The organism is Sphingobium chungbukense, from assembly GCF_001005725.1.
Classification (GTDB): Bacteria; Pseudomonadota; Alphaproteobacteria; order Sphingomonadales; family Sphingomonadaceae; genus Sphingobium; species Sphingobium chungbukense.
On record NZ_LBIC01000006.1, the window covers coordinates 200,523 to 221,099 of the forward strand.

The following is a 20,577-nucleotide window of genomic DNA, read 5'->3' on the forward strand; positions in this document are numbered from 1 at the left end:
AAGGATGATCCATGACAGCCTCCCGCATTTCCCTCTCCCCTCGCGTCGCTCTTGTCACGGGCGCGGGACAAGGGCTGGGGCGCGCCCACGCCCTCGCGTTGGCCCGGCACGGCGCCATTGTCGCGGTGAACGATCTGTCATGTGAGGATGCGCAAAGCGTTGCACAGGAGATTGTGGGATCGGGTGGACAGGCGATGGCGTGCCCTGCCAACGTCGCCGACCCGGACTCCGTGAACGCGATGATCGATAGCGTCATGACCCGCTATGGACGGATCGACATCCTCGTGAACAATGCGGGCATCCTGCGCGACCGGACCTTCGCGAAATCGACGATCGAAGATTTCCGCGCCGTGATCGACGTGAACCTTATGGGATCGGTCCACTGTACGCACGCCGTGTGGAACCTGATGCGGGAACGGCAATATGGCCGGATCGTCTTCACCACCTCTTCGTCAGGACTATACGGGAATTTCGGTCAGGCCAATTACAGCGCGGCCAAGATGGGGCTGGTCGGCCTGATGCAGACATTGGCGATCGAGGGAAAACGCCATGGCATTCATGTCAATTGCCTGGCCCCCAGCGCCGCGACGGGCATGACCAGCGGCCTTTACGACAGCGGCGACCTTGCTCGTCTCGGAAGCGGCATGGTGGCTCCCGCCGTGGTCGCGCTGTGCGCGCAAGAGGCGCCGACCCGCGCGATCATCCTTGCCGGTGCCGGCCGCTTTGCCCAGGCCCATGTCACCATGACCAGGGGCACCTATCTCAACGGCGAGCAGGATATCGCAGCCGCTGTCCTTTCGCATATGGACAGGATCGGCGACCGCGACGGCGATCATGTGCCCGCATCCGGGCCGGAGCAGCACCAGATGGAGGTCGCGGGGCTGAAACACTTCGCGAATGTCCCCCTCATCTGATGCTCTTGCAGCCTTCATCCTTTGACGTCGGACATAATATGGCATGACCCGATATGGCGAAGGGTTTCTGAAGCCCTACAAAGTGCTCGACCTGTGCGATCATCGCGGCCTGTTGGCCGGCCATATGTTCGCGCAGATGGGCGCGGACGTCGTGCAACTGGAACCTCAGGGCGGCAACCCCGCGCGTCGGCTTCCCCCCTTCGCAGATAGCTGGCCGTCCGGGGAGAATTCGCTATTCTGGGCGGCCTATGCTGCCGGCAAGCGATCGATCGTCGCAGATCCCGGTGCGGAGCCCGCACTGTGGGACCAGCTCCTGCAATCATGCGATATCCTGATCGAGTCCGCCACGCCGGCCGGAGGTCGCCCCTCCTGGCTCGATCCCCGCGCGCTGGCGGAGCGCTATCCGCGCCTCATCCATATCTCGATCACCCCGTTCGGACTGGAAGGACCAAAGCACGACTGGCCGGACAGCGACATCACCCTTTGGGCCGCGGGCGGTCCCATGTGGCTGACGCGCAGCCATGACGACCGGCCGCTTCGCATCAGCGTTCCGCAATCCTATCTGCACGCCGGGGCGACGGCCGTGGGCGCCGCCCTGATCGCGCTCGCCGACCGGGTCAGGAGCGGAATGGGCCAGCATGTCGATCTGGCCGTTGTGCAGACCCTTCCACAATGCACGCTCGGCGCGGTGCTGGCGGAGGGCGTGGGGCATGACGACTTCGTGCCGCGCCCAAGACCCGGCGGCGAACCCGTACTGGACCTTAGCGGCAGCGGATCGGTGACGCGAAAGTCCAAATGGCCGCTGTCCGACGGAATGGCCGAGTTGCACCTGGGCATCGGACCCGCCGCCGGCCCGGCATCCAACAAGCTGATGGCCTGGATGCGCGAGGAAGGCTGGTATCACCCGATCTACAGCAACTGGGACTGGAGCGGGCTGCACGAGCGGATCATCGGCGGGGAGATAGGCAGCGCGGACCTCGATTCCGTCCGCTGCTGGGTGCAGTCCTTTCTCGACACGCGGCGCAAGGATGAACTGGTGGAGGTCGCGATCCGCCGCGGCGTTCGCATCGCGCCGATCCTGACCATCGCTGATCTCATCGACAGCCCGCAATTCGCGGCGCGGGACTTCATGGAGACCATCGAGGGCCCCTGTGGCCCCTACAAGACGCCCGGAGCCTTTGCCCGTGGCTGCCCCGACGCTTTCGTCCCGCCTTCCCCGGCGCCCCGGCTGGGCGAGCACGACGCGGAAGTCCGCCGCCAATGGACGGGCCAAGTGGCGGCTCCCGCGCCGGTCCCCGATTTCGGCGAGGCTGGTGATGGGCCGCTGGCGGGGCTGAAAGTGCTGGATCTTGCCTGGGTCGTGGCGGGACCGCTGGTCGGCCGCACCCTGGCCGATTTCGGGGCGACCGTCGTCCGGGTCGAATCCTCGCGCCGGGTGGAAACCGCCCGTGTCATGGGACCGTTTCCGAACGGCGATCATGACGTGCAGCAATCCGGGCTGTTCGAAACCTGCAATGCGGGAAAACTGGGACTGTCGCTCGATCTCTCCAAGGCTGCGGCGCGCCAGGTCGTTCGCGACCTCGCACAATGGGCCGATGTCGTCGTCGAATCCTTCACCCCCGGCCAAATGGCCAAATGGAACCTGTCCTATGACCAGTTGCGTGACGTGAACCCCGCACTGGTCATGGTCAGCACGTCGCTTTCGGGACAGGATGGACCTCATGCGCATTATTCCGGCTATGGGAACCATGGCGCGGCGCTTTCCGGCTTCCAGCATATCGTCGGCGAACAGGGCGGCCCTCTGGTCGGCCCTTACGGCCCCTACACGGATTTCATCGCGCCGCGGTTCGGGCTGGCTGCCCTGCTGGCCGCCCTGGATCATCGGCGGTGCACCGGGAAGGGATGCCATCTCGACATATCGCAGATCGAGGCAGGCGTTCAGTTCCTGGCGCCACAGGTCGCAGCCCATTCGGTGACAGGCGCGGTGCAGGCGGCGATGGGCAACAGAGACGCCGCCATGGCGCCCCATGGCGTGTTCCGTGCGGCGGGCGACGATCAATGGATCGCCATCGCGGTGGAAAATGACGCGCAATGGCGGACATTCGCGGAGTTGATAGGCGGGGCGGCCCTCGCCGCCGACCACCGCTTCGCGACCGTGGAAGCGCGCCACGGCCATGTCGAGGCGCTTGAGCAGATCGTCGAGACGTGGACCAAGGACAAGAATGTCGAATGGCTGGAGGAGAGTTTGTGCCTGCGCGCCATCCCGGCCCATCGGGTCCAGTCCATCTATGGGCTCGGCGCCGACCCGCAAATGCGCGGTCGCGAGCATCTGATCCGCATCGACCACCCCCTCTCCGGGACGACCATGATAGAGGCGGCACCGTTCCGGATGTCGCGCACGCCTGCGCGATACGCGGTCTGTGCCCCACCCTATGGCCGCGACAACGACCATGTCCTCGCCGAAATACTTGGCTACGGGAAGGACAGGCTCGAAGCGTTGGCGGAAGCGGACGCGTTGATCTGATGGCCAGCCGAAGCACGACGCGCCAACGGCACGAGGAATCGTTGTGATCGAATTATATCATTGCGACGGCGCGCGATCGTTTCGCGCGCTCTGGATGCTGGAAGAGCTTCACCTCGAATACAGGCTGCACATGCTGCCCTTTCCACCCCGGTTCCGCGCGCGTGAATATCTTGAGATAAACCCGTTGGGCACCATCCCGTTCATGATCGTGGATGGGACGGGGATGAGCGAGTCCGCGGCGATCGTGCACTATCTGGCGGATACGAACCCGGAGGCAGGATTGTCCGTCGCTCCGGTCGATCCTGCCTATCCCGATTATCTGAACTTCCTCCACATGGGCGAAGCGACACTGACTTTCCCGCAGACGCTCTACCTGCGGTACACCGTGCTGGAACCGCAGCATCGCCGCAATCCACAGGTCGCGGGGGATTATCGACGCTGGTTCCTCAAACGGCTCGATGGCGCGATGCGCATGATGGCGGGACGAGACTATGCCTGCGGGGATCGCTTCAGCGCGGCGGACATATCGATGGGCTATGCCATCAAATTCGCACGCGCCCTTGGCCTGGGCGACGATCTGCCACCACCCGCCGTCGACTATTTCACACGGCTCGCGGCGCGCCCGGCCTATCGGCGGGCCCTCTCGATCGAGCAGGAGAACGCCGTGGAGTGACGGAAACCTCCACGCTCTCGCTGCGCACCAGGCGGCGCCTCACACATTCACCAAGCCGGGACATCACAATGCAGACGCGCATCACCCAATTATTCGGTATCCAATATCCCATCATGCAGGGCGGCATGCACTATGTGGGCAAGGCCGAACTGGCTTCGGCCGTGTCCGAGGCCGGCGGCATGGGCATACTCACCGCGCTGACGCAGCGGACGCCCGCCGATCTGGCGGCCGAGATCGATCGTTGCCGCGCCATGACCGACAAGCCCTTTGGCGTCAATCTGACATTCCTGCCGGTCGTGAACGCTCCCGACTATCCTGGCTATGTGCAGGTCATCCTGGACAAGGGCGTCCCGGTCGTGGAAACGGCCGGCAACAATCCCGTCGAATATCTGCCGATGCTGAAAGCGGCGGGGGTGAAGGTCATCCACAAATGCACCGCGATCCGACATGCGTTGAAGGCACAGGCCATCGGCTGCGACGCGGTGAGCGTCGATGGCTTTGAATGCGGCGGGCATCCGGGCGAGGATGACGTGCCGGGCCTGATCCTGCTGCCTCTCGCTGCGAAGGCATTGTCGATTCCGTTCATCGCGTCCGGCGGCATGGCGGATGGCCGGTCGCTCGTCGCCGCGCTCGCGCTGGGCGCCGACGGCATCAACATGGGCACCCGCTTCGTCGCGACGCGGGAAGCACCCGTGCATGATCGGGTCAAGCAGGCGATCGTGCAGGCAGGCGAACGCGACACCCGGCTTATCATGCGCGCCCTGCGCAATACGGAGCGGGTCTTGCGCAATCCTGCCGTCGACCGGATTGTCGACGTGGAGCTGGCCCTCGGCGACGATGTGCGGTTCGAGCATATCGCCGAGCATGTCGCCGGCGTCTATCACAGGGTAATGGTCGAAGGCGAGGTGGAGTCAGGAGCCTGGAGTTGCGGCATGGTGGCGGGGCTGATCGACGACGTGCCCACCGTCAGGGACCTGATCGACCGCATCGTCGACGAGGCGAGAGCCATTGCAACGGAGCGCCTGAAGGCCGTCTTCTGACGGCACCGCGAGCAACATCGTGCGGCCGCCGCCGCGCGATGCCGGCGAGGTCGCTCAATCCGTCGCCGGGATGATCGGCAGCAAAATGCGGGAAGGATGCGCATCGTCGTGGAGCACATGCTGATGCGCGACCTTGGCGTCGGCCAAGGTGCCGCCCCATTCATCCCAGATATTGAGGTTCCGCGCCCAGCGCGGGAAACAGCTGCTGGTGACGTCCAATCGCAATCGGTGCCCCGCCTTGAACAGGTTGCTCGTCGGCAGAAGTTCGATCCGCAGCAGATAAGGCCGGCCGGGTTCCAGGGGCGCTGCTGAAGCGAGACCCTCCGGATCGTCGCGATACCGGGCGCGAAGGATGCCATCGGTGATGAGGCGCGCGGTCCCGTCCGGATGAACGTCGATCAGCCGGGCCACGAAATCGGTGTCGACCACGTCCGTCATGATCCACAACTCTACCCAGGGCGTGCCGGTGACCTCGATATCCTCCAACAGGATATCGGACCTGTAGACCAATATGTCATCGCGCGTCCCGATCGCATTCTGGTCGCTGCCCCCCGGCACGCAGGTCACGCCAAACACGGCGCCGCCGCGCGTCGGCACGGGGTCGGCCGGATCGTAGATGAAACTGTCGGGTACTCCCCCTGCGCCCGGCCGGGGCGACAGGGTGCCGTCCCCTCCGCTGGAATTGGCGCGACCGCCGCTGGAAAGATACCAGGGCGACACCTGAGTCCGCGCGATCGGCCATTCATATTCGTCGCGCCACCTGTCCGCGCCCATCACCCAGATTTTGACGGGCGCGTCCGTGTCGGCACCCTCATCCAATGCCGTGAAATAACGGGCGGCCAGCCCCATATGACCAAAGGGGTTGAGCGCCTGGATCGCGGCCGAGCCGGGCGAAATCCGTTCGCCGGTCATCTTGCCCTGGGGATGATGCGCCCAGGGACCGACGATCAAGCGGCTTTTCGTCCGCGCCGCATCGCTACCCCCCCTGGCGCGCATCCCAACGAACTGATCGATCGAACCCCTGATGAATATGTCGTACCACCCAGCCACGACCAGCGCCGGAACGGTGATAGCCTCATAATCGTTCGCCCGCATCGTCGCGGCCATACATGGGGCATCGTTCCCGTCCGCCAATAGGTCGAAAAGCTGGCCGCCCAGCGCGCTGCTTGCCACCGGCTCGAAGCCGCTGAGCGGAAGATGGACGTAGCCATGGTCCCGCGCCAAGGCTTCGAGCGTGGCACTCGCCCGTGCTATCGCCTCGCTCCTGGCTTCCGCAGAGTCCCACTCGCGGCGCAGAATGGCTTCGAGCCCGATCATCGTCCACCAATAACCGTTCAGTTCAAGTTCGAGAACGCCGCCGCAATAGATGAAGGACCGCTTGAACGGCCCCACCGGGACGATCGGATTGATGGCATGGAGCGAAGGCGGGCGTTCGGCGGCCGCCGCCCATTGCACGAAGCCGAGATAGGAAGGCCCGCTCATATGGACCTTTCCATTGGAATAGGGCAGCGCAGCCGCCCATTCGATCGCTTCCGCGCCGTCCCTCCCCTCGTCGACCCAGGGACGGAAATCCGCTCCGCCGTCCGATGTCCCCCGCCCCCGCACATCCTGGATGATCGTCACATAACCATGCCGGGCGCCGTGCGTCAGGTCTGTCGTGAAGCCCGGCGCCACGGCTTTGCCGTAGGGCGTCCGCGCGAGGATGACAGGCCACTGCCCCTCACCTCCCGGCCGGGCGATATCCGCCCGAAGAACCGTTCCATCGCTGAGCCGGCACGGCACGTCATAGTGGATGATGACGTCCTGCGGCACGGCAGGCCGGTCGGCGGATGGCATATTCATGAAAAACCCCGGCAATGTTGCACCGTCATCATCCCGATCCAAGGACGTCTCGGCCTGTACTCGAAAGGTCGCGCTCCGCCGAACGCCGAAAATCCCGGCCGGCAAGGCATGGGCTCTTCATGCAGCTTAGCCGACCAGGATCTTCCGTCACACAAATCCGAAATGTTCACGCTCCACTAGAAATGATAGCCAAAGGACATGCCCAGTTGACGCCCCGGCTGATATTGGCCGAGCGCGAGGGAACCGATGATCGAAGACACGACGATGACGTTACCCTTCACCTGCTCGTTCGTTACATTCTTGGCGAAGAGGCTGCCCGTGAAGCGTCCGTCTTCACTCTCATAGTTCAGGAACAGGTTGAGCTTGCCCACCGCCTTCTGCGAGGAGATGGGGAGGTTGAACTCGGTGAAATATACGCGCGATTTCCAGTCGTAGCGGGCGCCCAGCGTGACCTTCCCCGACGCCAGCGGAACATCGTAATAACCGCCCAGGCTGCTGGTATATTTCGGCGACTGGGGCAGCGCGTTTCCGGACAGGTCCAGCGAACAGGGAACCGTACCGACTCCCGTCCCCGGATCGCAACTATTGGGCCGGGAAGAATCCGCCGTCCGGAACTCATCGAAGGTCGCATTCAGATAGGCGGCGGACCATTCGATCCGCAGCGCATCGTTCAGGCGAAGCGATGTTTCCAGCTCCGCGCCATAGACCGTCGCCTTGGCTGCGTTGGTGACGGAGGAGGAGACACCGACGATCTGGTTCACCTGCAAATCGTCATATTTCATGTAAAAGACCGCAAGGTTGGCCTGCAAGGCCCGATTGAAGAAGTTGCCCTTCAGCCCGGCTTCATAGTTTGCGTTCGTCTCGGGCCTGAACGAAGGTGCCAGCGTACCGGCGGAATATCCGCCGCCTTTGAACCCTGTCGAATATTTCAAATAGCCGTCGAGCGTTTGGCTGAACGCGTAGGACGTACCGATTTCATAGGTCAATCTGTTCCAGCTCGACGATGAAGACTGGAGCGTCCCTCCGTTGATAAAGTTGTTGTACTGCACGATCGATTTCTTGTCGTGCGTGTATCGCAAACCGGCGAACAGTTTGAAGTCCGGCGTGAACGCATATTGCGCGCGCCCGAAAGCAGCATAGGACGTCGTGATCAGCGGAACCGCGCCGCCGAACACCGTTATGTCGTTGAGGACGACGCCGCCACCCAACGGCGCCTCGGCAATGGGAACCTCGATCGCCTGCTCCAGACGTTCCCGAAAATAGTTCGCACCCAGCAGATAGGTGAACGGCTTGGAATTGTCCGAGGTGTAGATCAGTTCGTCATAGGTCTGCCGGGCCTTGTTGGTGAAGGAGGCATAAGTGTCCTCCGCGGCCGTGCCGTCGCCGTCCGACACATTGACGAGCTTTGAGTCGGCGTAGGACAGGAGCGCTTTCAGATTGCCGCCGCCAAGAGCCCAGTTGAGGGTGAGGTTGGTGTTGAAGGAATGCACCTTCCGATAATTGATGTTCGCGAACACTTCCCGCTTGCCGACATCGCCGCGCGACTGGCCGATGAGGATGGAGGGCAGCGGGATGGTCGGATCGGGTGTTCCCTCAAGGAAACTCGCCGGCCCGTTCGAATCGTCATTCGCATATTCCACCAGCAGGCGCGCATCGAACATGTCCGACGGCTTCCACTTGATCTGGCCGCGCACCGACTGGTTCTTGGCATCGTCCAGGCGGTTCGGCCCATTGGGAAGGAGGTTACGGGTATAGCCGCGATTATAGCTTTGCTGGGCCGCGACCCGACCGCTCAGAGTACCCGATTCATTGAGCGAACCGTTGATGAAGCCGGAAAGCTGGAACAGGGCGGGATCGACCCCCGCCGTCAGATCGACACCATAATGGGTTTCAGCCGTCGGCTCGTTCGGCACCACGTTGATCACGCCGCCCGTCGCATTGCGCCCGAACAGCGTGCCCTGCGGACCGCGCAATATCTCCACCCGCGCGAGATCGAGGAAGGTGGCGAGGGTCAAGGACGGCTGACCGATGTAGGCGCCGTCCGCGTGAATGGCCACGCCCGAATCCTGGCCTGCGTTGATCTGCTGATTGCCGATACCGCGGATCGTGATGTTCGAGGAATTATAGGAATTGCCGATCTGTATGTTCGGGCTTGGGCCGACAAGGTCGTTGAGGCTCTTCGTCTGCGCCGCTTCCAACTTCTGTCCCGCATAGGCAGACACGGCGATCGGCGTTTTCCGAACCGTATCGCTTCGGCGTGACGCGGTCACGATGATATCGCCCAAGCTTTGCCCGGATGCATCCCGCGCGTCTTGCGGCGCTTCGCCGTGCGGACGCGCTGGCGACATTGTGGTCTGTGCGATCGCCGCGTGCGACACGAATGCCCCGCAAATGGCGACAAAATAGGAACCTCTCATTTTCCCCTCCTTATCTTGTGCCCCTTTTTAGAAGCTTTCCATGTTCCCCCGGAATGATGGTTCCTCACAAAGGGCGGGTGTTATTTTCACGCAGCGTCGCGGTTTGCAGGATTGACAGCGGGAAGGCACGATTAAGCCGAAAATTTATCACATGATTTCAGTCCACCGCTCGGCGGTCACTTTGACGAACCGGATCGGCCCTAAAATCGCTTACCTCTTCTCGATCGCGGTGGGCCCAGGGCGTCACGCATGGCGATGCTGCTGTTGATACGGGTGACGCCGGGCATTCGGGACAATATCTCGCTGTGGATCGCCTCATAGGCGGTGACGCTTTCGGTCCGCACGCGCAGCCAGTAATCCACACCTCCCGTCATCAGGAAACATTCGCGGATTTCCGGACATTGCCGCACCGCATGTTCGAAACGGGCGAGATAATCTTCGGTCTGGCGGTCCAGCGTCACCTGCACCAGCACGTCGACGGCGCGGCCTTCCTGCTCGATGGGCGCGGTGACGATGGTGTAGCCGCGGATGACGCCGGCATCCTCCAGCAGGCGGATGCGGCGGTGGCAGGCCGAAGGCGACAGACCGACCTCCGCGGCGATCTCCGAATTGGGTCTGCGGGCGTTCAGGCGCAGCAGGCGGATGATCGAGCGATCCGTGGCGTCGAGCGATTCTGACATTTGTTCGATTTCCTGCGAATGATCATCCAATTATTTGCCATAAATAGATTATTCTTCGAATATATGGGAGCCCATTCGTATAGCGTCGCGATAGCTTTCCGGCGAGGGGAGGCATCATGCCGTCTATTGATACTGCGGGAGCCGTGCTGCGCATCGATCTGGAAGCGCTGGCCGAAAATTATCGGATCATCCAGCGCCAGGTCGCGCCCGCGACGGTCGCGGGGGTAGTCAAGGCCAATGGCTATGGTCTGGGCGCCGAGCATGTCGCGGCCACGCTGATGGATGCGGGATGCCGTCATTTCTTCGTCGCATTGCTGGGCGAAGCGGTAGCGCTGAAGCCGGCCTTGCGGGACGGCGTTTCGCTGTTCGTGCTCAACGGCCTGCAACCGGGGGCGGAAGGTGATTGCGCGGCAATCGACGCGATCCCCGTGCTGAACTCCCTCGATCAGATAGTGCGCTGGGCGCGGCAGGCACGGACGCTGGGGCGGCGCCTGCCTGCCGTGCTTCAGGTCGACAGCGGCATGTCGCGGCTGGGACTGTCACCGGAGGAAGTCGCAACCCTTGTTGCCGAGCCTGAGCGGCTGGACGGCATCGACCTGAAACTCATCATGAGCCATCTGGCCTGCGCCGACGATCCCGACGCGGCGTTCAACGACCAGCAGCGCGAGAATTTCGAGGCCCTGGCCCGGCATTTCCCCGATGTGCCACGCGCGCTGGACAATAGCGGAGGCGCTTTCCTGAAGCGCGGGCATTTCGACCTGGTGCGGGCAGGGATCGCACTCTACGGCGGGGCGCCGCAGGGCTCCCCCAATCCGATGCGCGCCGTGGTCGCGCTGGAGGCGCGGATCACCCAGTTACGCAATGTTCCCGCGGGTGCGGGCGTCGGTTATGGCCTGACCCATGGCTGCGACCGGCCCACGCAGATCGCGACCATTCCGGTGGGCTATGCCGACGGCTGGCCGCGTCATCTGAGCAATGTCGGCTCCGCCTTCATCAAGGGCATCAGAGCGCCGATCATCGGGCGGGTGTCGATGGACAGCATCACGCTGGACGTGACCGATGTGCCCGACATCTTGCTCTATCCCGGCGCGCCGGTGGAACTGTTGGGACCGCATCAGACGATCGACGCGGTCGCCGCCGATGCCGGGACCATTGCCTATGAAATCCTGACCCAATTGGGGCAGCGCTATTGCCGCGTGGTGGGCGCGGCGACTGTCCCCCATAAGCGGAGCATCACAGCATGAAGGTCGTTATTCTCGGCAGCGGCGTGATCGGCGTCACCTCCGCCTGGTATCTGACGCAAGCCGGGCATGAAGTGACGGTGATCGACCGGCAGGATGGCCCGGCGCTCGAGACCAGCTTCGCCAATGCGGGCGAGATTTCGCCCGGTTATGCCTCGCCCTGGGCGGCGCCGGGAATACCGATGAAGGCGCTGCGCTGGCTGTTCATGAAGCATGCGCCGCTGATCCTGCGGCCGCAGATCGACATGGCCATGCTGCGCTGGATGGCGGCGATGCTGGGCAATTGCAATGAGCGATCCTATGCGATCAACAAGAGCCGGATGGTGCGGCTGGCGGAATATAGCCGCGACCGGCTGATAGATTTGCGGCACGAGACGGGCATCGCCTATGATGAGCGGTCGCAGGGCACGTTGCAACTGTTCCGCGAGCAGAAGCAGTTGGACGGCATAGCCAAGGACATTGCCGTGCTGAAGGCCGATGGTGTGCCCTTCGAAGTGCTGGATGCGGCAGGCTGCATCGCGGTGGAGCCGGGGCTGGCGGGCAACGGTGTGCCGTTGGCCGGTGGGTTGCGACTGCCCAATGACGAAACCGGGGATTGTTTCAAATTCACCAATGCGCTGGCCGATATGGCGAAGGCGAAGGGCGTGACCTTCCTCAACGGGCGGACCGTCGGGCGGATCACGGTGAAGGACGGCCGGGTCAGTCATGTCGAAACCGACAAGGGTCATATCCATGCCGACGCTTTCCTGGTGGCGATGGGAAGCTATTCGCCCTTGATGCTGGCGCCGCTGGGGATCAGGCTGCCGGTTTATCCGGTGAAGGGCTATTCGATCACCGCGCCGATCGTGGAAGAAACGCGGGCGCCGGTGTCGACGCTGCTCGATGAAAGCTACAAGGTCGCGATCACGCGGCTGGGCGACCGGATCAGGGTCGGCGGGATGGCGGAGCTGTCGGGCTATTCCAAGGGCCTGCCCAAGGCGCGGCGGGATACGCTGGAATATTCTGTGGGATCGCTGTTCCCCGGCGCGGGCGATCTGTCGCGTGCCAGTTTCTGGTCCGGACTGCGGCCGATGACGCCGGACAGCACGCCGGTGATCGGGGCGACGAAAATCCCGAACCTGTTCCTCAATACGGGCCATGGCACATTGGGGTGGACCATGGCCTGCGGGTCGGGCCATGTGATCGCGGACATCATCGGCGGGCGGAAACCGGCCATCGAAACCGCCGACCTCGCCATCAGCCGCTATTCGGCATCGACCGTCTAGATTAGGGCGTGTGGCAGCGTCAGCCGATGAGGCGCGCTTCTCTTCTGGCTCCTCGCAGATGCAAGGAGCCAGAAGCGACTTCAAATTTCTGTATCTTGGCCAGTGTCAGGGCGTCCTCCCGGCAATCGCCATGAACTGCGCGATCTTGATCGACATGAGCGGGACGAAGCGGCGGTAACGATCCTATTCTTGCTCATCGACGACAGGTCGGGCCTGTGTCCGATAGGTCGCATCTTGCGCGATCCAGCCAGGGGTATCCAGCCGAATGGGCGTGGAACCCACAAGCCTGGCCAGAATTTCTTCGAGTTTCCGAAGGTCGGCGCTGCCGATCTCCTTTTCCCATTGGGCCCGCAATTCCTCGAAAATCGCCTCGCCCTGCTTCATCATGGCATGGCCGCGCGGGGTGACTTGCAGGCGCTTGCGCCGTGATACCCCGGCGGTTTCGAATGAGACATAGCCGCGCTGTTCCAGCATCGCGACCGTCTTGGCCGCCGCCTGTTTGGTCACCGCCAGCCGACGGCCAAGTTCAGACGCGTTGCCCGCGCCCCCCGCGATCGCCCGGAGTGCGAATTCATGGGCGGGCCGCACATCGTCGAACCCGCGCCGGGACAGTTCGGCGGTCGCGGCATCGGCCATCGAGCGAAAACCACCAAGGAGAAGCAATGCGAGGTCTGCGCCGGATCGAGCCATCGCCCCAAGCATAAGGTGGCAGCAGAAAAAGACAATATAGTTGTCGAAAAGCCATAGACAACGACAACATGGTTGTCTATTTAAAAGGACAACCATGTTGTCTAACGCGGAGACCCTCCATGCCTATCGAGCCCATCGGCAGAACGCTGCCCGGCGTCACCCATCACCGCATCGCCGTTAACGGAACCGAGCTTCACTATGTATCGGCGGGGAGCAGCGGATCACCCATTCTGCTGGTCCACGGATTTCCCGAAAGCTGGTGGGCGTTTCACAAACTTCTTCCCCTGCTGGTGGAAAAGCATCGCGTTTTCGCCGTCGACCTGCGAGGCTTCGGTGATTCCGATTGCGCGGAAGCCGGGCATGACAGCAGGGTTGCCGCGGAAGATCTTCATGCTCTGGTGCAGGCGCTGGCTGTTGGGCCTGTCCATCTGACCGCTCAGGATATTAGCGGTGGGGCCGCTTTCCGCTTTGCCGCCACCCATCCGGGCGATCTTCTCAGCTTCACGGCGATCGAAATGGGTCTGGCCGGGTTCGGGCTGGAAAATTTCGCCGATGTCGCCAAGGGCGGTGCATGGCATATCGGCGTCATGGCGGCTCCCGGCATTCCGGAAATGCTGCTTGCCGGGCGTGAAAAGGCGTTTCTTGGCGAGTTCATGTTTCCCGCAATGTGCGCCACGCCGGACGCGATCGGGGAGGAGGATATTGAGGAATTCGCCCGCGGCTATACGCGGCCGGATGGCTGGAGCGGCGCGGCAGGCCTTTATTCCTCCATGCTGAAAGAGGGCGGCGAGATGGTGGAAATCGCGCAATCTCGAACGCTGGCCGCACCTGTCCTTGCCGTCGGCGCGGGCGGCGGCGGGTTCACCGCGCACACCATGACGAACGCCGCGCCCGGGCAGCAAATCCGCTCCGTCTTGTTGGAGGGGGTTGGCCATTATGCGGCGATGGAGGCGCCTGAAAAGGTGGCGGATGCCCTCCTGGACTTCATAGAGGGCGTCGAAGCGGGGAAATTTTCCTGAATGCATCCTCGCGGACGCACCAGATGATACTCGGCAAAGATCGGATAGCCATTTTTGCTATCCTCCTAAGCCGCGTGTTCCATCGTAGAAACGCCGGTAGAAACAGGACAGGATTATTGCGGTGGAGAGTGGGGATATAAATCCGGCGGTCATCATTGTCGGCGCCGGTCCATCCGGGCTCTCGCTGGCGGTCGAGCTTGGAAGCCGCGGCGTCTCATGCCTCGTCGTCGAAAGGAACGATCGCACCGGCTATGCGCCCCGTGCCAAGAACTGCAATGTCCGCACCCGGGAGCATTTCCGTCGCTGGGGCATTGCCGAACGTCTGGCTGACGCCGCCCCCTTCGGCATCGATTACCCGGCCAATGTGCTGTTCGTCACGCGACTTGGCGGTCATCTGATCACCCGTTTCGAAGATGCGTTCGACGGCAATCGGAAGCGTGACCATCGCTATTCGGAACATGCGCAGTGGATCCCGCAATATAAGGTCGAAGCCGTGTTGCTGGAACATCTGCGTTCCCTGCCCTGCGTGACTGTCGAATTCGGGCAGGAACTGGTGAAGATCGCGCAGGACGGCTCAGGCGTTTCCGCACATGTCCTCAATCTGGAAACCGGCACCATGCGCGAGCTTTCGGCTCAATATCTGGTGGGAGCGGACGGCGGCCGCAGCACCGTGCGCGAGCAGGTCGGCATCAGGATGGTCGGGGATTACGGGCTTTCGCGAAACAACATGACCATCTTCCAGGCGCCGGGCCTGGCGGACGCGCAACCGCATGGCCCCGGCATCCAGATATGGCAGTGCAACGACGAAGCGCCCAGCTTCATCGGGCCGATGGACACCGACGATCGCTGGTTCTTCGCGCCGACCGGCATCGCGCCGGATGCGGTGTTTTCCGAGGAGGATGTGCTGGGCATGATCCGGCGGTCCACCGGGCTCGACCTGCCCTATAAAATCCTGAGCAACGAAATCTGGACGATCCACCGGCTGCTGGCCGAACGCTATTCCAGCGGCCGGGTGTTCCTGACCGGCGACGCCTGCCATCTCCATCCACCCTTCGGCGGCTTCGGGATGAACATGGGCATATGCGACTCCGTCGACCTGGGCTGGAAATTGGCCGCCACAGTGCAGGGCTGGGGCGATTCCGCCTTGCTCGACACCTATGAAATGGAGCGCAGGCCAATTCACCATTATGTGCTGGACGAGGCGGAAGCGAACCACAGCCTGGCGCCCAATCAACTGGCGCGTGAAGGGATCGAGGAGGATTCCCCACGCGGCGAGCAGGTGCGCCAGGAAGTGGCGGAACTTATCTGGGCGACCAAGCGACCCGAATTCTACAGCCTGGGCGTCGTGCTGGGCTATCGTTACATGGACTCACCCATCATCGTCGAAGAGACCAGCCCGAAACCCTGGAACAAGGCGATCGATTATACGCCGTCAGCCGCGCCGGGCAGCCTTGCCCCGCATCAATGGCTGGAAGACGGCAATTCGCTTTACGATCATTTCGGGCAGGGCTTCACCATGCTGGTACTCGCGCCCGAGGCGCGGGCCGAAGCCGGGAAAGCGAGAGAGCAGGCCGAGCGCCTCCATATACCCTTCGAGATGTTCGAGACGTCGGACAAGGTGGTGATCGACCTTTATCAACAGCCGCTCGCCCTCATACGCCCCGACCAGCATGTCGCCTGGCGCGGAACCACGGTTCCCGATACGCTGATGTCCACCGTCACCGGCCATATGTTCGGACGAAACCGCAAGGGTCGGGCGCAGTTCACCCAAGCCGCGTCATAAGGGTTGGCGGCGAGCGCGCAAATCCCCCCCTCGCCGGATGTCTCACCTGCCGTTCCGACGGCGACGAGACATTCGCGGGTCACTGCAAGGCCGACTCCATCGCTTTCTTCTCCGCTTCGACAAGACGGCGATAGATGCGGCGGGCGCGGGTCGAGGCATTGTCGATCGAAATCAGGGCCGGACCGCATTCGAGAAGATCGGCTTTGCCGATCCGCGCCTGCTGCGCCTCGATCATAGGCTTGTCCTCGCCCCCGAACGCCATCGCCAGCCCGGCGGCGATACCCTGGTTATATTCCGCATCGTCGGTGCGGTAATTGCGTGAATTACAATAGAAATAATGCGTCGTCGTGGCGGTTTCAGGCGTCATGACATGCGCGTTGCGCGTCACGATCTCCACACCGGCCATGCCATTGGCCGAGGTCAGAATGCCATCCAGCAGCATGACGCCCGAAGGATGCCAAAGAACCTCCGTCGTCATATCCACCATCATGTCGGGATCCGGCAGTTCCGGTTGCCAGATCGGTATGGCCTTCTCGTTCTTCGCCGACCAGCGGACGAAAACAGTGTCTCCCCGCTCTTCTACCTTCACGCCCGCGCGCGTGAAAGACCCGCCTCCCAGAGTTTCCGCATGCAGATAGTCGCCGTGGCTGAGGTCGAGAATATTGTCTTCCAGCAAGCGATGGTCCGCCGCCGTCGGCATATATCCCCCACTGAAAGCGTGCCGCGACGCGCTATCGGCAAAGGACAGGTCCGGAATGGCATCCTCATCCGCGCGATCCTGTTCCCCCATCCAGATCCAGAGCGCCTTGTGGCGCTCCGCCAGGGCATAGGCTCTTACCGCCAGCGCGGTCGTGATGGGGCCGTGGGGGTTATGGATGCACCGCCCCGTATTGCCGTCGAATGCCAGGCCATGATAGCCGCAACGCACGATATCCCGCTCGATCCGTCCCATGCTGAGCGGCGCGAGGCGGTGGGCACAGCGGTCGACGAGAGCCCGCGCTCTGCCTTCTCCATCGCGCCAGAGAAGGAGTGGCACATCTATGATCGTTCGGGTGAGGTTCGAACCGGGCGGAAGTTCATCCGCCCAGGCCGCCATATACCAGCAATTTCTCAGCCACTCGGCCATTCGCTCTTCTCCTGCTCATGCCGGTCCGGAAAAGGCCTAAGGATCAGTTCCGCGCTTCCTCGGCAGCGATCATCCTCGCCAGCACCTGACGAGCCCGCCCCCCACCGGCGTCGCCCGGCAGCAATATCGGCTGGAGCGACATGAAGTCGGCGTCGCCGATCATGGCCTGCTGCGCCTCTATCACCGGCAGATCCTCCTTGAGGAACGGGCTGCGGACAGCCTCCGTCTGCTCATCGGCGCGTCGCTGCGCGCCCTCCCCCATGCTTCTGGGACAGCACATCCCATAGAAATAATGCGTCGTCTTTTCGGTTTCCGGGGTGAAGAAATGGACGCTGGGTGCCTCATGCCCCTCCTCGCGCGGTCGGCCGGTCGGCGTCGCCCCACTATAGAGTTCGATCAGCGCCGGCGCCTGCCAGCGGCAGTCGAGCCAGCGGTCGGCCGGCGTCCCCGGCTTCAGAAAGAATATCTCCTCCAGAAAGGAAGGCAGGCTGTCGTTGCTGATGAACCGCTTCGACCAGACGACATCGCCTTCCTGAGACGAGGATGTCTTGCCCCGCCGGACCGCCTCGGTGGAAAAGAGCGGGTGCAGGAATTCGATATGGCTGAGGTCCATGATATTGTCGGACTCCAGCTCATAATGGGCGTTGACCTTGAGGTAGCCGTGGCCGACGGCATAATCGTCCGGCTCCAGGACCGGAAAATCGGGCACGGCGGCAGGGTCTGCCCTTTCCGGATCGCCCATCCAGATCCAGACGATGCCGTATTTCTCCGTGGTCGCAAAGGCGGGCACCCTCGCCGCCTTGGGGATCGCGCCGTTGCCCTGCGGGTTGAACATGCAAGCGCCATCCGCACCGAAGCGCAGGCCGTGATATTTGCACTCGACGGCATTGCCGACCTGCTGGCCGATGTGGAGCGGGGCGAAACGGTGCGGGCATCGATCGCCAATGGCATGGATCTGCCCATTCTCGTCGCGGAAGAAGAGTATATGCTCACCGATGATCTGGCGATGAAACAGCTTTCCCTGCTCGATCTCCTCCGGCCAGGCGGCCATGTACCAGATATTTCTCAACGCCCGCATTGCTATCTCCCTGCTGGCTCTGGCTCTAGCCGCCATGATCGAAACCAGTCCCGTCCAGCTTTTTCATAATGAAGAGGCGCCATCCAGCGCCTCTTCCCATTACACCGGTTCGCTTGAAAGCAGTTTTTGGATTCTGCTTTCTTCCAGATCGGGAAATCTCTTGGCCCTGCTCTCTATGACCTGGTTCTCGATCGCGCCGATATTCTCGATCTCGCACCGCACGACATCGCCCGGCTTGAGATGCATTTGGGGAATCATGGCGTGACCGACACCCTCGGGCGTTCCGGTCAGATAAAGGTCGCCAGGTTCAAGCTCGAACGCGGTCGAGAGATATTCGATCTGCTCCCAGATAGAGTAGATCATATCGCTCGTATTGCTTTTCTGGCGCAGTTCGCCGTTCACATAGCAACGCAACTCCAGCTTGTGCGGATCGCCGATTTCGTCAGGCGTCACGATCCAGGGACCGATCGGGCCGAATGTTTCGAAGGATTTGCCGATCGTCCAGGTATTGGCATGCAACTGCCAGTCGCGAGCGGATACGTCGTTCGCCACGAAATAACCGAATATGTGGCCCGGCGCCTCCTCCGGCGATACATAGCGGGCCGCCTTGCCGATCACGAAACCCAATTCCACCTCATAATCGAGCTGCTTGGTGACGCCGGGATCGATGTCGGCATGGGGCGGAGACACGCAATTGGTCGCCTTGTTGAACCAGACCTGAAAGCGGGGTGGCATCACGCCCAGGCGTACGCCCTCCTCGGCATGTTTCTTGTAGTTCATGCCGAGCGCCATGAAATGGCCGGGACGCTCGATCGGGGCAAGCAATTTCACGCCTTCCAGCGCAACCGTTGGCTGAGCGGTGGCCAGCTTGTCGGCAAGCCTGGCAAGCGCCTCCGGCCCAGCGGCTGCGAGCTGTCGCATCTCGACGAATTCGGGAAGGAGGTCGGCCATGCGAACGATCCCATCACCGGATACGACACCGATCACTGGCTGCCCGTCTGCCTCGAAGCGTAACAGTTTCATGCGTAAGCTCTCCTCGTTTATCTTACAGGGTTCGGATCGCTTGTAACGGATCCGCTCGATAACGAGGCGATCAGAAAGTGGGCGCGCTGATACCTGTACCGGTTCTGGTTTCCGGCACTCGCATCATGAACGGCAAGCTAAAGATCCTGCATCTGCATGTTCAACGTATAATTGTGCGCGGCCTTTCTGATGAGGTCGCTCAACCGCTCGGCAAGCGGCGTGAGGGGCAGGCCCAACCTGTATACGAGGCAAATCGGATCGGAGGATAGAGGCGGAATATTTTCCAACGGCGCGCAGAATTGGGCGATCGGCATCAACTGGAACATCTGATCGGGCAGGAAGGTCAGCAGATTCGTATTGGCGACCGTCAGCAAAATAGACAGCATCGAAGAGGATTCGACCGCCACCTTCGGCAGAGGCAATCCCCGCGCGGTGAAGATTTCCTCCAGATCGCTTTCGGCGCTTCGATCGTCGAGCGAAGGGCGCACCCAATTGGCGCCGACCAGATCGTCGAAGCTCTTCGCATCCAACAAGGGATGACCTCTGCGAGCCGCGATGCGGCGATCATGTTGCATGAGAAGCTCGACGGTAAATCGTTGGGAAATACTGTCCTTCTGTATCGAACCGATCCAGAAATCGAGCGTGCCCTCCAACAGTTTCTGCTCGACGGGCTTGAACAAAGTCACCTGCATCTTGGTGACCGCATCCGGATATTGGCGGTTGAACGTGGAAATGGCCGGCGGCCACAGCGTCATGCAGGTCAGGGGCGACAGGCCGATCGACACTTGACCGGTATAGTCGCCGGCCCATTGCGACACTTCTTCCTTGGCGCGCTGGATTTCGCTCTGGACGCTCTCGATCCGGCGCACGAACCTTTCGCCCACCGGCGTCAGCGTCGCGCCTTTGGAATGACGCTCCAGCAGAACCTGGCCCAGTTCATTTTCCAATTCCCTGATGCTTCGTGTTATGACGGGCTGCGCGATGTTGAGATGCCTGCTCGCCGCGCGGAGGCTGCCAGTCTGAACAACGGCAAGCAGATCCCGGAAATGGGTGAGTTTCATGTCTTCTCCCCTATGTCATTTTCGTCATTGATACTGATTCGCCGAACGCAATGCGAGTTTTAAGTTCCTCGTGCAGCGGTCGCAGGTATCGCGAAGCTTCTCTTGTCATCTGGTAGCGGCCCTTGGCGCCGACTAGCCACAATGCCGTCGGCTAAGGCCAATGCCACCGAACAGATGGGCGCAAAAACCTGGCTCCGCAAC

Annotated in this window: 16 protein-coding genes; 8 read left to right on the top strand and 8 right to left on the bottom strand. The window is 62.2% G+C overall.

The window, feature by feature from the left end:
- The first annotated feature begins 11 nt into the window (after positions 1-11).
- The 4 genes from YP76_RS14295 to YP76_RS14310 all read left to right on the top strand — a co-directional run bounded on the left by YP76_RS14295 (position 12) and on the right by YP76_RS14310 (position 5,151).
- A complete protein-coding gene (locus YP76_RS14295) occupies positions 12-914 on the top strand; it encodes an SDR family NAD(P)-dependent oxidoreductase (RefSeq protein WP_046764281.1) in 903 nt (300 codons plus the stop codon).
- 43 nt (positions 915-957) lie between these two features.
- Complete coding sequence (locus YP76_RS27025) at positions 958-3,438, top strand: CaiB/BaiF CoA-transferase family protein (protein ID WP_084733176.1); 2,481 nt, start codon at positions 958-960, stop codon at positions 3,436-3,438.
- 43 nt (positions 3,439-3,481) lie between these two features.
- Complete coding sequence (locus YP76_RS14305) at positions 3,482-4,111, top strand: glutathione S-transferase family protein (RefSeq protein ID WP_046764282.1); 630 nt, start codon at positions 3,482-3,484, stop codon at positions 4,109-4,111.
- Between the two features lie 68 nt (positions 4,112-4,179).
- Positions 4,180-5,151 carry an NAD(P)H-dependent flavin oxidoreductase gene (locus tag YP76_RS14310; RefSeq protein WP_046764283.1) on the top strand — a complete coding sequence of 324 codons (972 nt, stop codon included), beginning with the start codon at positions 4,180-4,182 and terminating at the stop codon, positions 5,149-5,151.
- A 54-nt stretch (positions 5,152-5,205) separates the two neighbouring features.
- Here the strand turns inward: YP76_RS14310 and YP76_RS14315 are convergent, their stop codons facing one another.
- From YP76_RS14315 to YP76_RS14325, 3 genes are all read right to left on the bottom strand, one after another.
- Entirely contained in the window at positions 5,206-6,993 is a 1,788-nt protein-coding gene (locus YP76_RS14315) for a CocE/NonD family hydrolase (protein WP_052757441.1), read from the bottom strand.
- Between the two features lie 176 nt (positions 6,994-7,169).
- Positions 7,170-9,410: a TonB-dependent receptor gene (locus YP76_RS14320; protein ID WP_046764284.1), complete on the bottom strand. Its 2,241-nt coding sequence runs from the start codon at positions 9,408-9,410 to the stop codon at positions 7,170-7,172.
- Between the two features lie 200 nt (positions 9,411-9,610).
- Positions 9,611-10,090: an Lrp/AsnC family transcriptional regulator gene (locus YP76_RS14325; protein ID WP_046764411.1), complete on the bottom strand. Its 480-nt coding sequence runs from the start codon at positions 10,088-10,090 to the stop codon at positions 9,611-9,613.
- Positions 10,091-10,206: 116 nt separating this feature from the next.
- On the opposite strand from YP76_RS14325, the gene alr reads away from it, so the two are divergent.
- Positions 10,207-11,334 (top strand): alanine racemase, encoded by a 1,128-nt coding sequence (gene alr, locus YP76_RS14330; protein ID WP_046764285.1) that lies wholly within the window; start codon positions 10,207-10,209, stop codon positions 11,332-11,334.
- Entirely contained in the window at positions 11,331-12,596 is a 1,266-nt protein-coding gene (locus YP76_RS14335; protein WP_046764286.1) for a D-amino acid dehydrogenase, read from the top strand. Before alr ends, YP76_RS14335 begins: the two co-directional genes overlap by 4 nt.
- Positions 12,597-12,779: 183 nt before the next feature.
- Here the strand turns inward: YP76_RS14335 and YP76_RS14340 are convergent, their stop codons facing one another.
- Entirely contained in the window at positions 12,780-13,298 is a 519-nt protein-coding gene (locus YP76_RS14340; RefSeq protein WP_232307559.1) for a MarR family winged helix-turn-helix transcriptional regulator, read from the bottom strand.
- Positions 13,299-13,405: 107 nt separating this feature from the next.
- Between YP76_RS14340 and YP76_RS14345 the strand changes: the two genes are divergently transcribed.
- On the top strand, positions 13,406-14,305 hold the full coding sequence (locus YP76_RS14345) for an alpha/beta fold hydrolase (protein ID WP_046764287.1): 900 nt from the start codon (positions 13,406-13,408) through the stop codon (positions 14,303-14,305).
- A 121-nt stretch (positions 14,306-14,426) separates the two neighbouring features.
- Positions 14,427-16,088 carry an FAD-dependent monooxygenase gene (locus YP76_RS14350; RefSeq protein ID WP_046764288.1) on the top strand — a complete coding sequence of 554 codons (1,662 nt, stop codon included), beginning with the start codon at positions 14,427-14,429 and terminating at the stop codon, positions 16,086-16,088.
- A gap of 79 nt (positions 16,089-16,167) precedes the next feature.
- On the opposite strand, the gene YP76_RS14355 is transcribed toward YP76_RS14350, so the two are convergent.
- The 4 genes from YP76_RS14355 to YP76_RS14370 form a co-directional block, all read right to left on the bottom strand.
- On the bottom strand, positions 16,168-17,214 hold the full coding sequence (locus YP76_RS14355; RefSeq protein WP_046764289.1) for an aromatic ring-hydroxylating dioxygenase subunit alpha: 1,047 nt from the start codon (positions 17,212-17,214) through the stop codon (positions 16,168-16,170).
- 43 nt (positions 17,215-17,257) lie between these two features.
- Positions 17,258-18,292, bottom strand: a complete 1,035-nt coding sequence (locus tag YP76_RS14360) for an aromatic ring-hydroxylating dioxygenase subunit alpha (protein ID WP_046764290.1) — start codon at positions 18,290-18,292, stop codon at positions 17,258-17,260.
- A gap of 99 nt (positions 18,293-18,391) precedes the next feature.
- Positions 18,392-19,315, bottom strand: coding sequence for a fumarylacetoacetate hydrolase family protein (locus tag YP76_RS14365; protein WP_046764291.1), 924 nt, complete (start codon positions 19,313-19,315; stop codon positions 18,392-18,394).
- Positions 19,316-19,452: 137 nt separating this feature from the next.
- The gene (locus YP76_RS14370) at positions 19,453-20,376 is read right to left on the bottom strand and encodes a LysR substrate-binding domain-containing protein (RefSeq protein ID WP_046764292.1); all 924 of its coding nucleotides are present in this window, start codon (positions 20,374-20,376) and stop codon (positions 19,453-19,455) included.
- Positions 20,377-20,577: the final 201 nt, after the last annotated feature.

Excerpts from the sequence above, each read along its gene's own strand:
- YP76_RS14295 (WP_046764281.1), top strand. The coding sequence starts at position 12 with ATGACAGCCTCCCGCATTTCCCTCTCCCCTCGCGTCGCTCTTGTCACG.
- YP76_RS27025 (WP_084733176.1), top strand. The coding sequence starts at position 958 with ATGACCCGATATGGCGAAGGGTTTCTGAAGCCCTACAAAGTGCTCGAC.
- YP76_RS14310 (WP_046764283.1), top strand. The coding sequence starts at position 4,180 with ATGCAGACGCGCATCACCCAATTATTCGGTATCCAATATCCCATCATG.
- YP76_RS14315 (WP_052757441.1), bottom strand. The coding sequence starts at position 6,993 with ATGAATATGCCATCCGCCGACCGGCCTGCCGTGCCGCAGGACGTCATC.
- YP76_RS14320 (WP_046764284.1), bottom strand. The coding sequence starts at position 9,410 with ATGAGAGGTTCCTATTTTGTCGCCATTTGCGGGGCATTCGTGTCGCAC.
- YP76_RS14325 (WP_046764411.1), bottom strand. The coding sequence starts at position 10,090 with ATGTCAGAATCGCTCGACGCCACGGATCGCTCGATCATCCGCCTGCTG.
- alr (WP_046764285.1), top strand. The coding sequence starts at position 10,207 with ATGCCGTCTATTGATACTGCGGGAGCCGTGCTGCGCATCGATCTGGAA.
- YP76_RS14335 (WP_046764286.1), top strand. The coding sequence starts at position 11,331 with ATGAAGGTCGTTATTCTCGGCAGCGGCGTGATCGGCGTCACCTCCGCC.
- YP76_RS14340 (WP_232307559.1), bottom strand. The coding sequence starts at position 13,298 with ATGCTTGGGGCGATGGCTCGATCCGGCGCAGACCTCGCATTGCTTCTC.
- YP76_RS14345 (WP_046764287.1), top strand. The coding sequence starts at position 13,406 with ATGCCTATCGAGCCCATCGGCAGAACGCTGCCCGGCGTCACCCATCAC.
- YP76_RS14355 (WP_046764289.1), bottom strand. The coding sequence starts at position 17,214 with ATGGCCGAGTGGCTGAGAAATTGCTGGTATATGGCGGCCTGGGCGGAT.
- YP76_RS14360 (WP_046764290.1), bottom strand. The coding sequence starts at position 18,292 with ATGCGGGCGTTGAGAAATATCTGGTACATGGCCGCCTGGCCGGAGGAG.
- YP76_RS14365 (WP_046764291.1), bottom strand. The coding sequence starts at position 19,315 with ATGAAACTGTTACGCTTCGAGGCAGACGGGCAGCCAGTGATCGGTGTC.
- YP76_RS14370 (WP_046764292.1), bottom strand. The coding sequence starts at position 20,376 with ATGAAACTCACCCATTTCCGGGATCTGCTTGCCGTTGTTCAGACTGGC.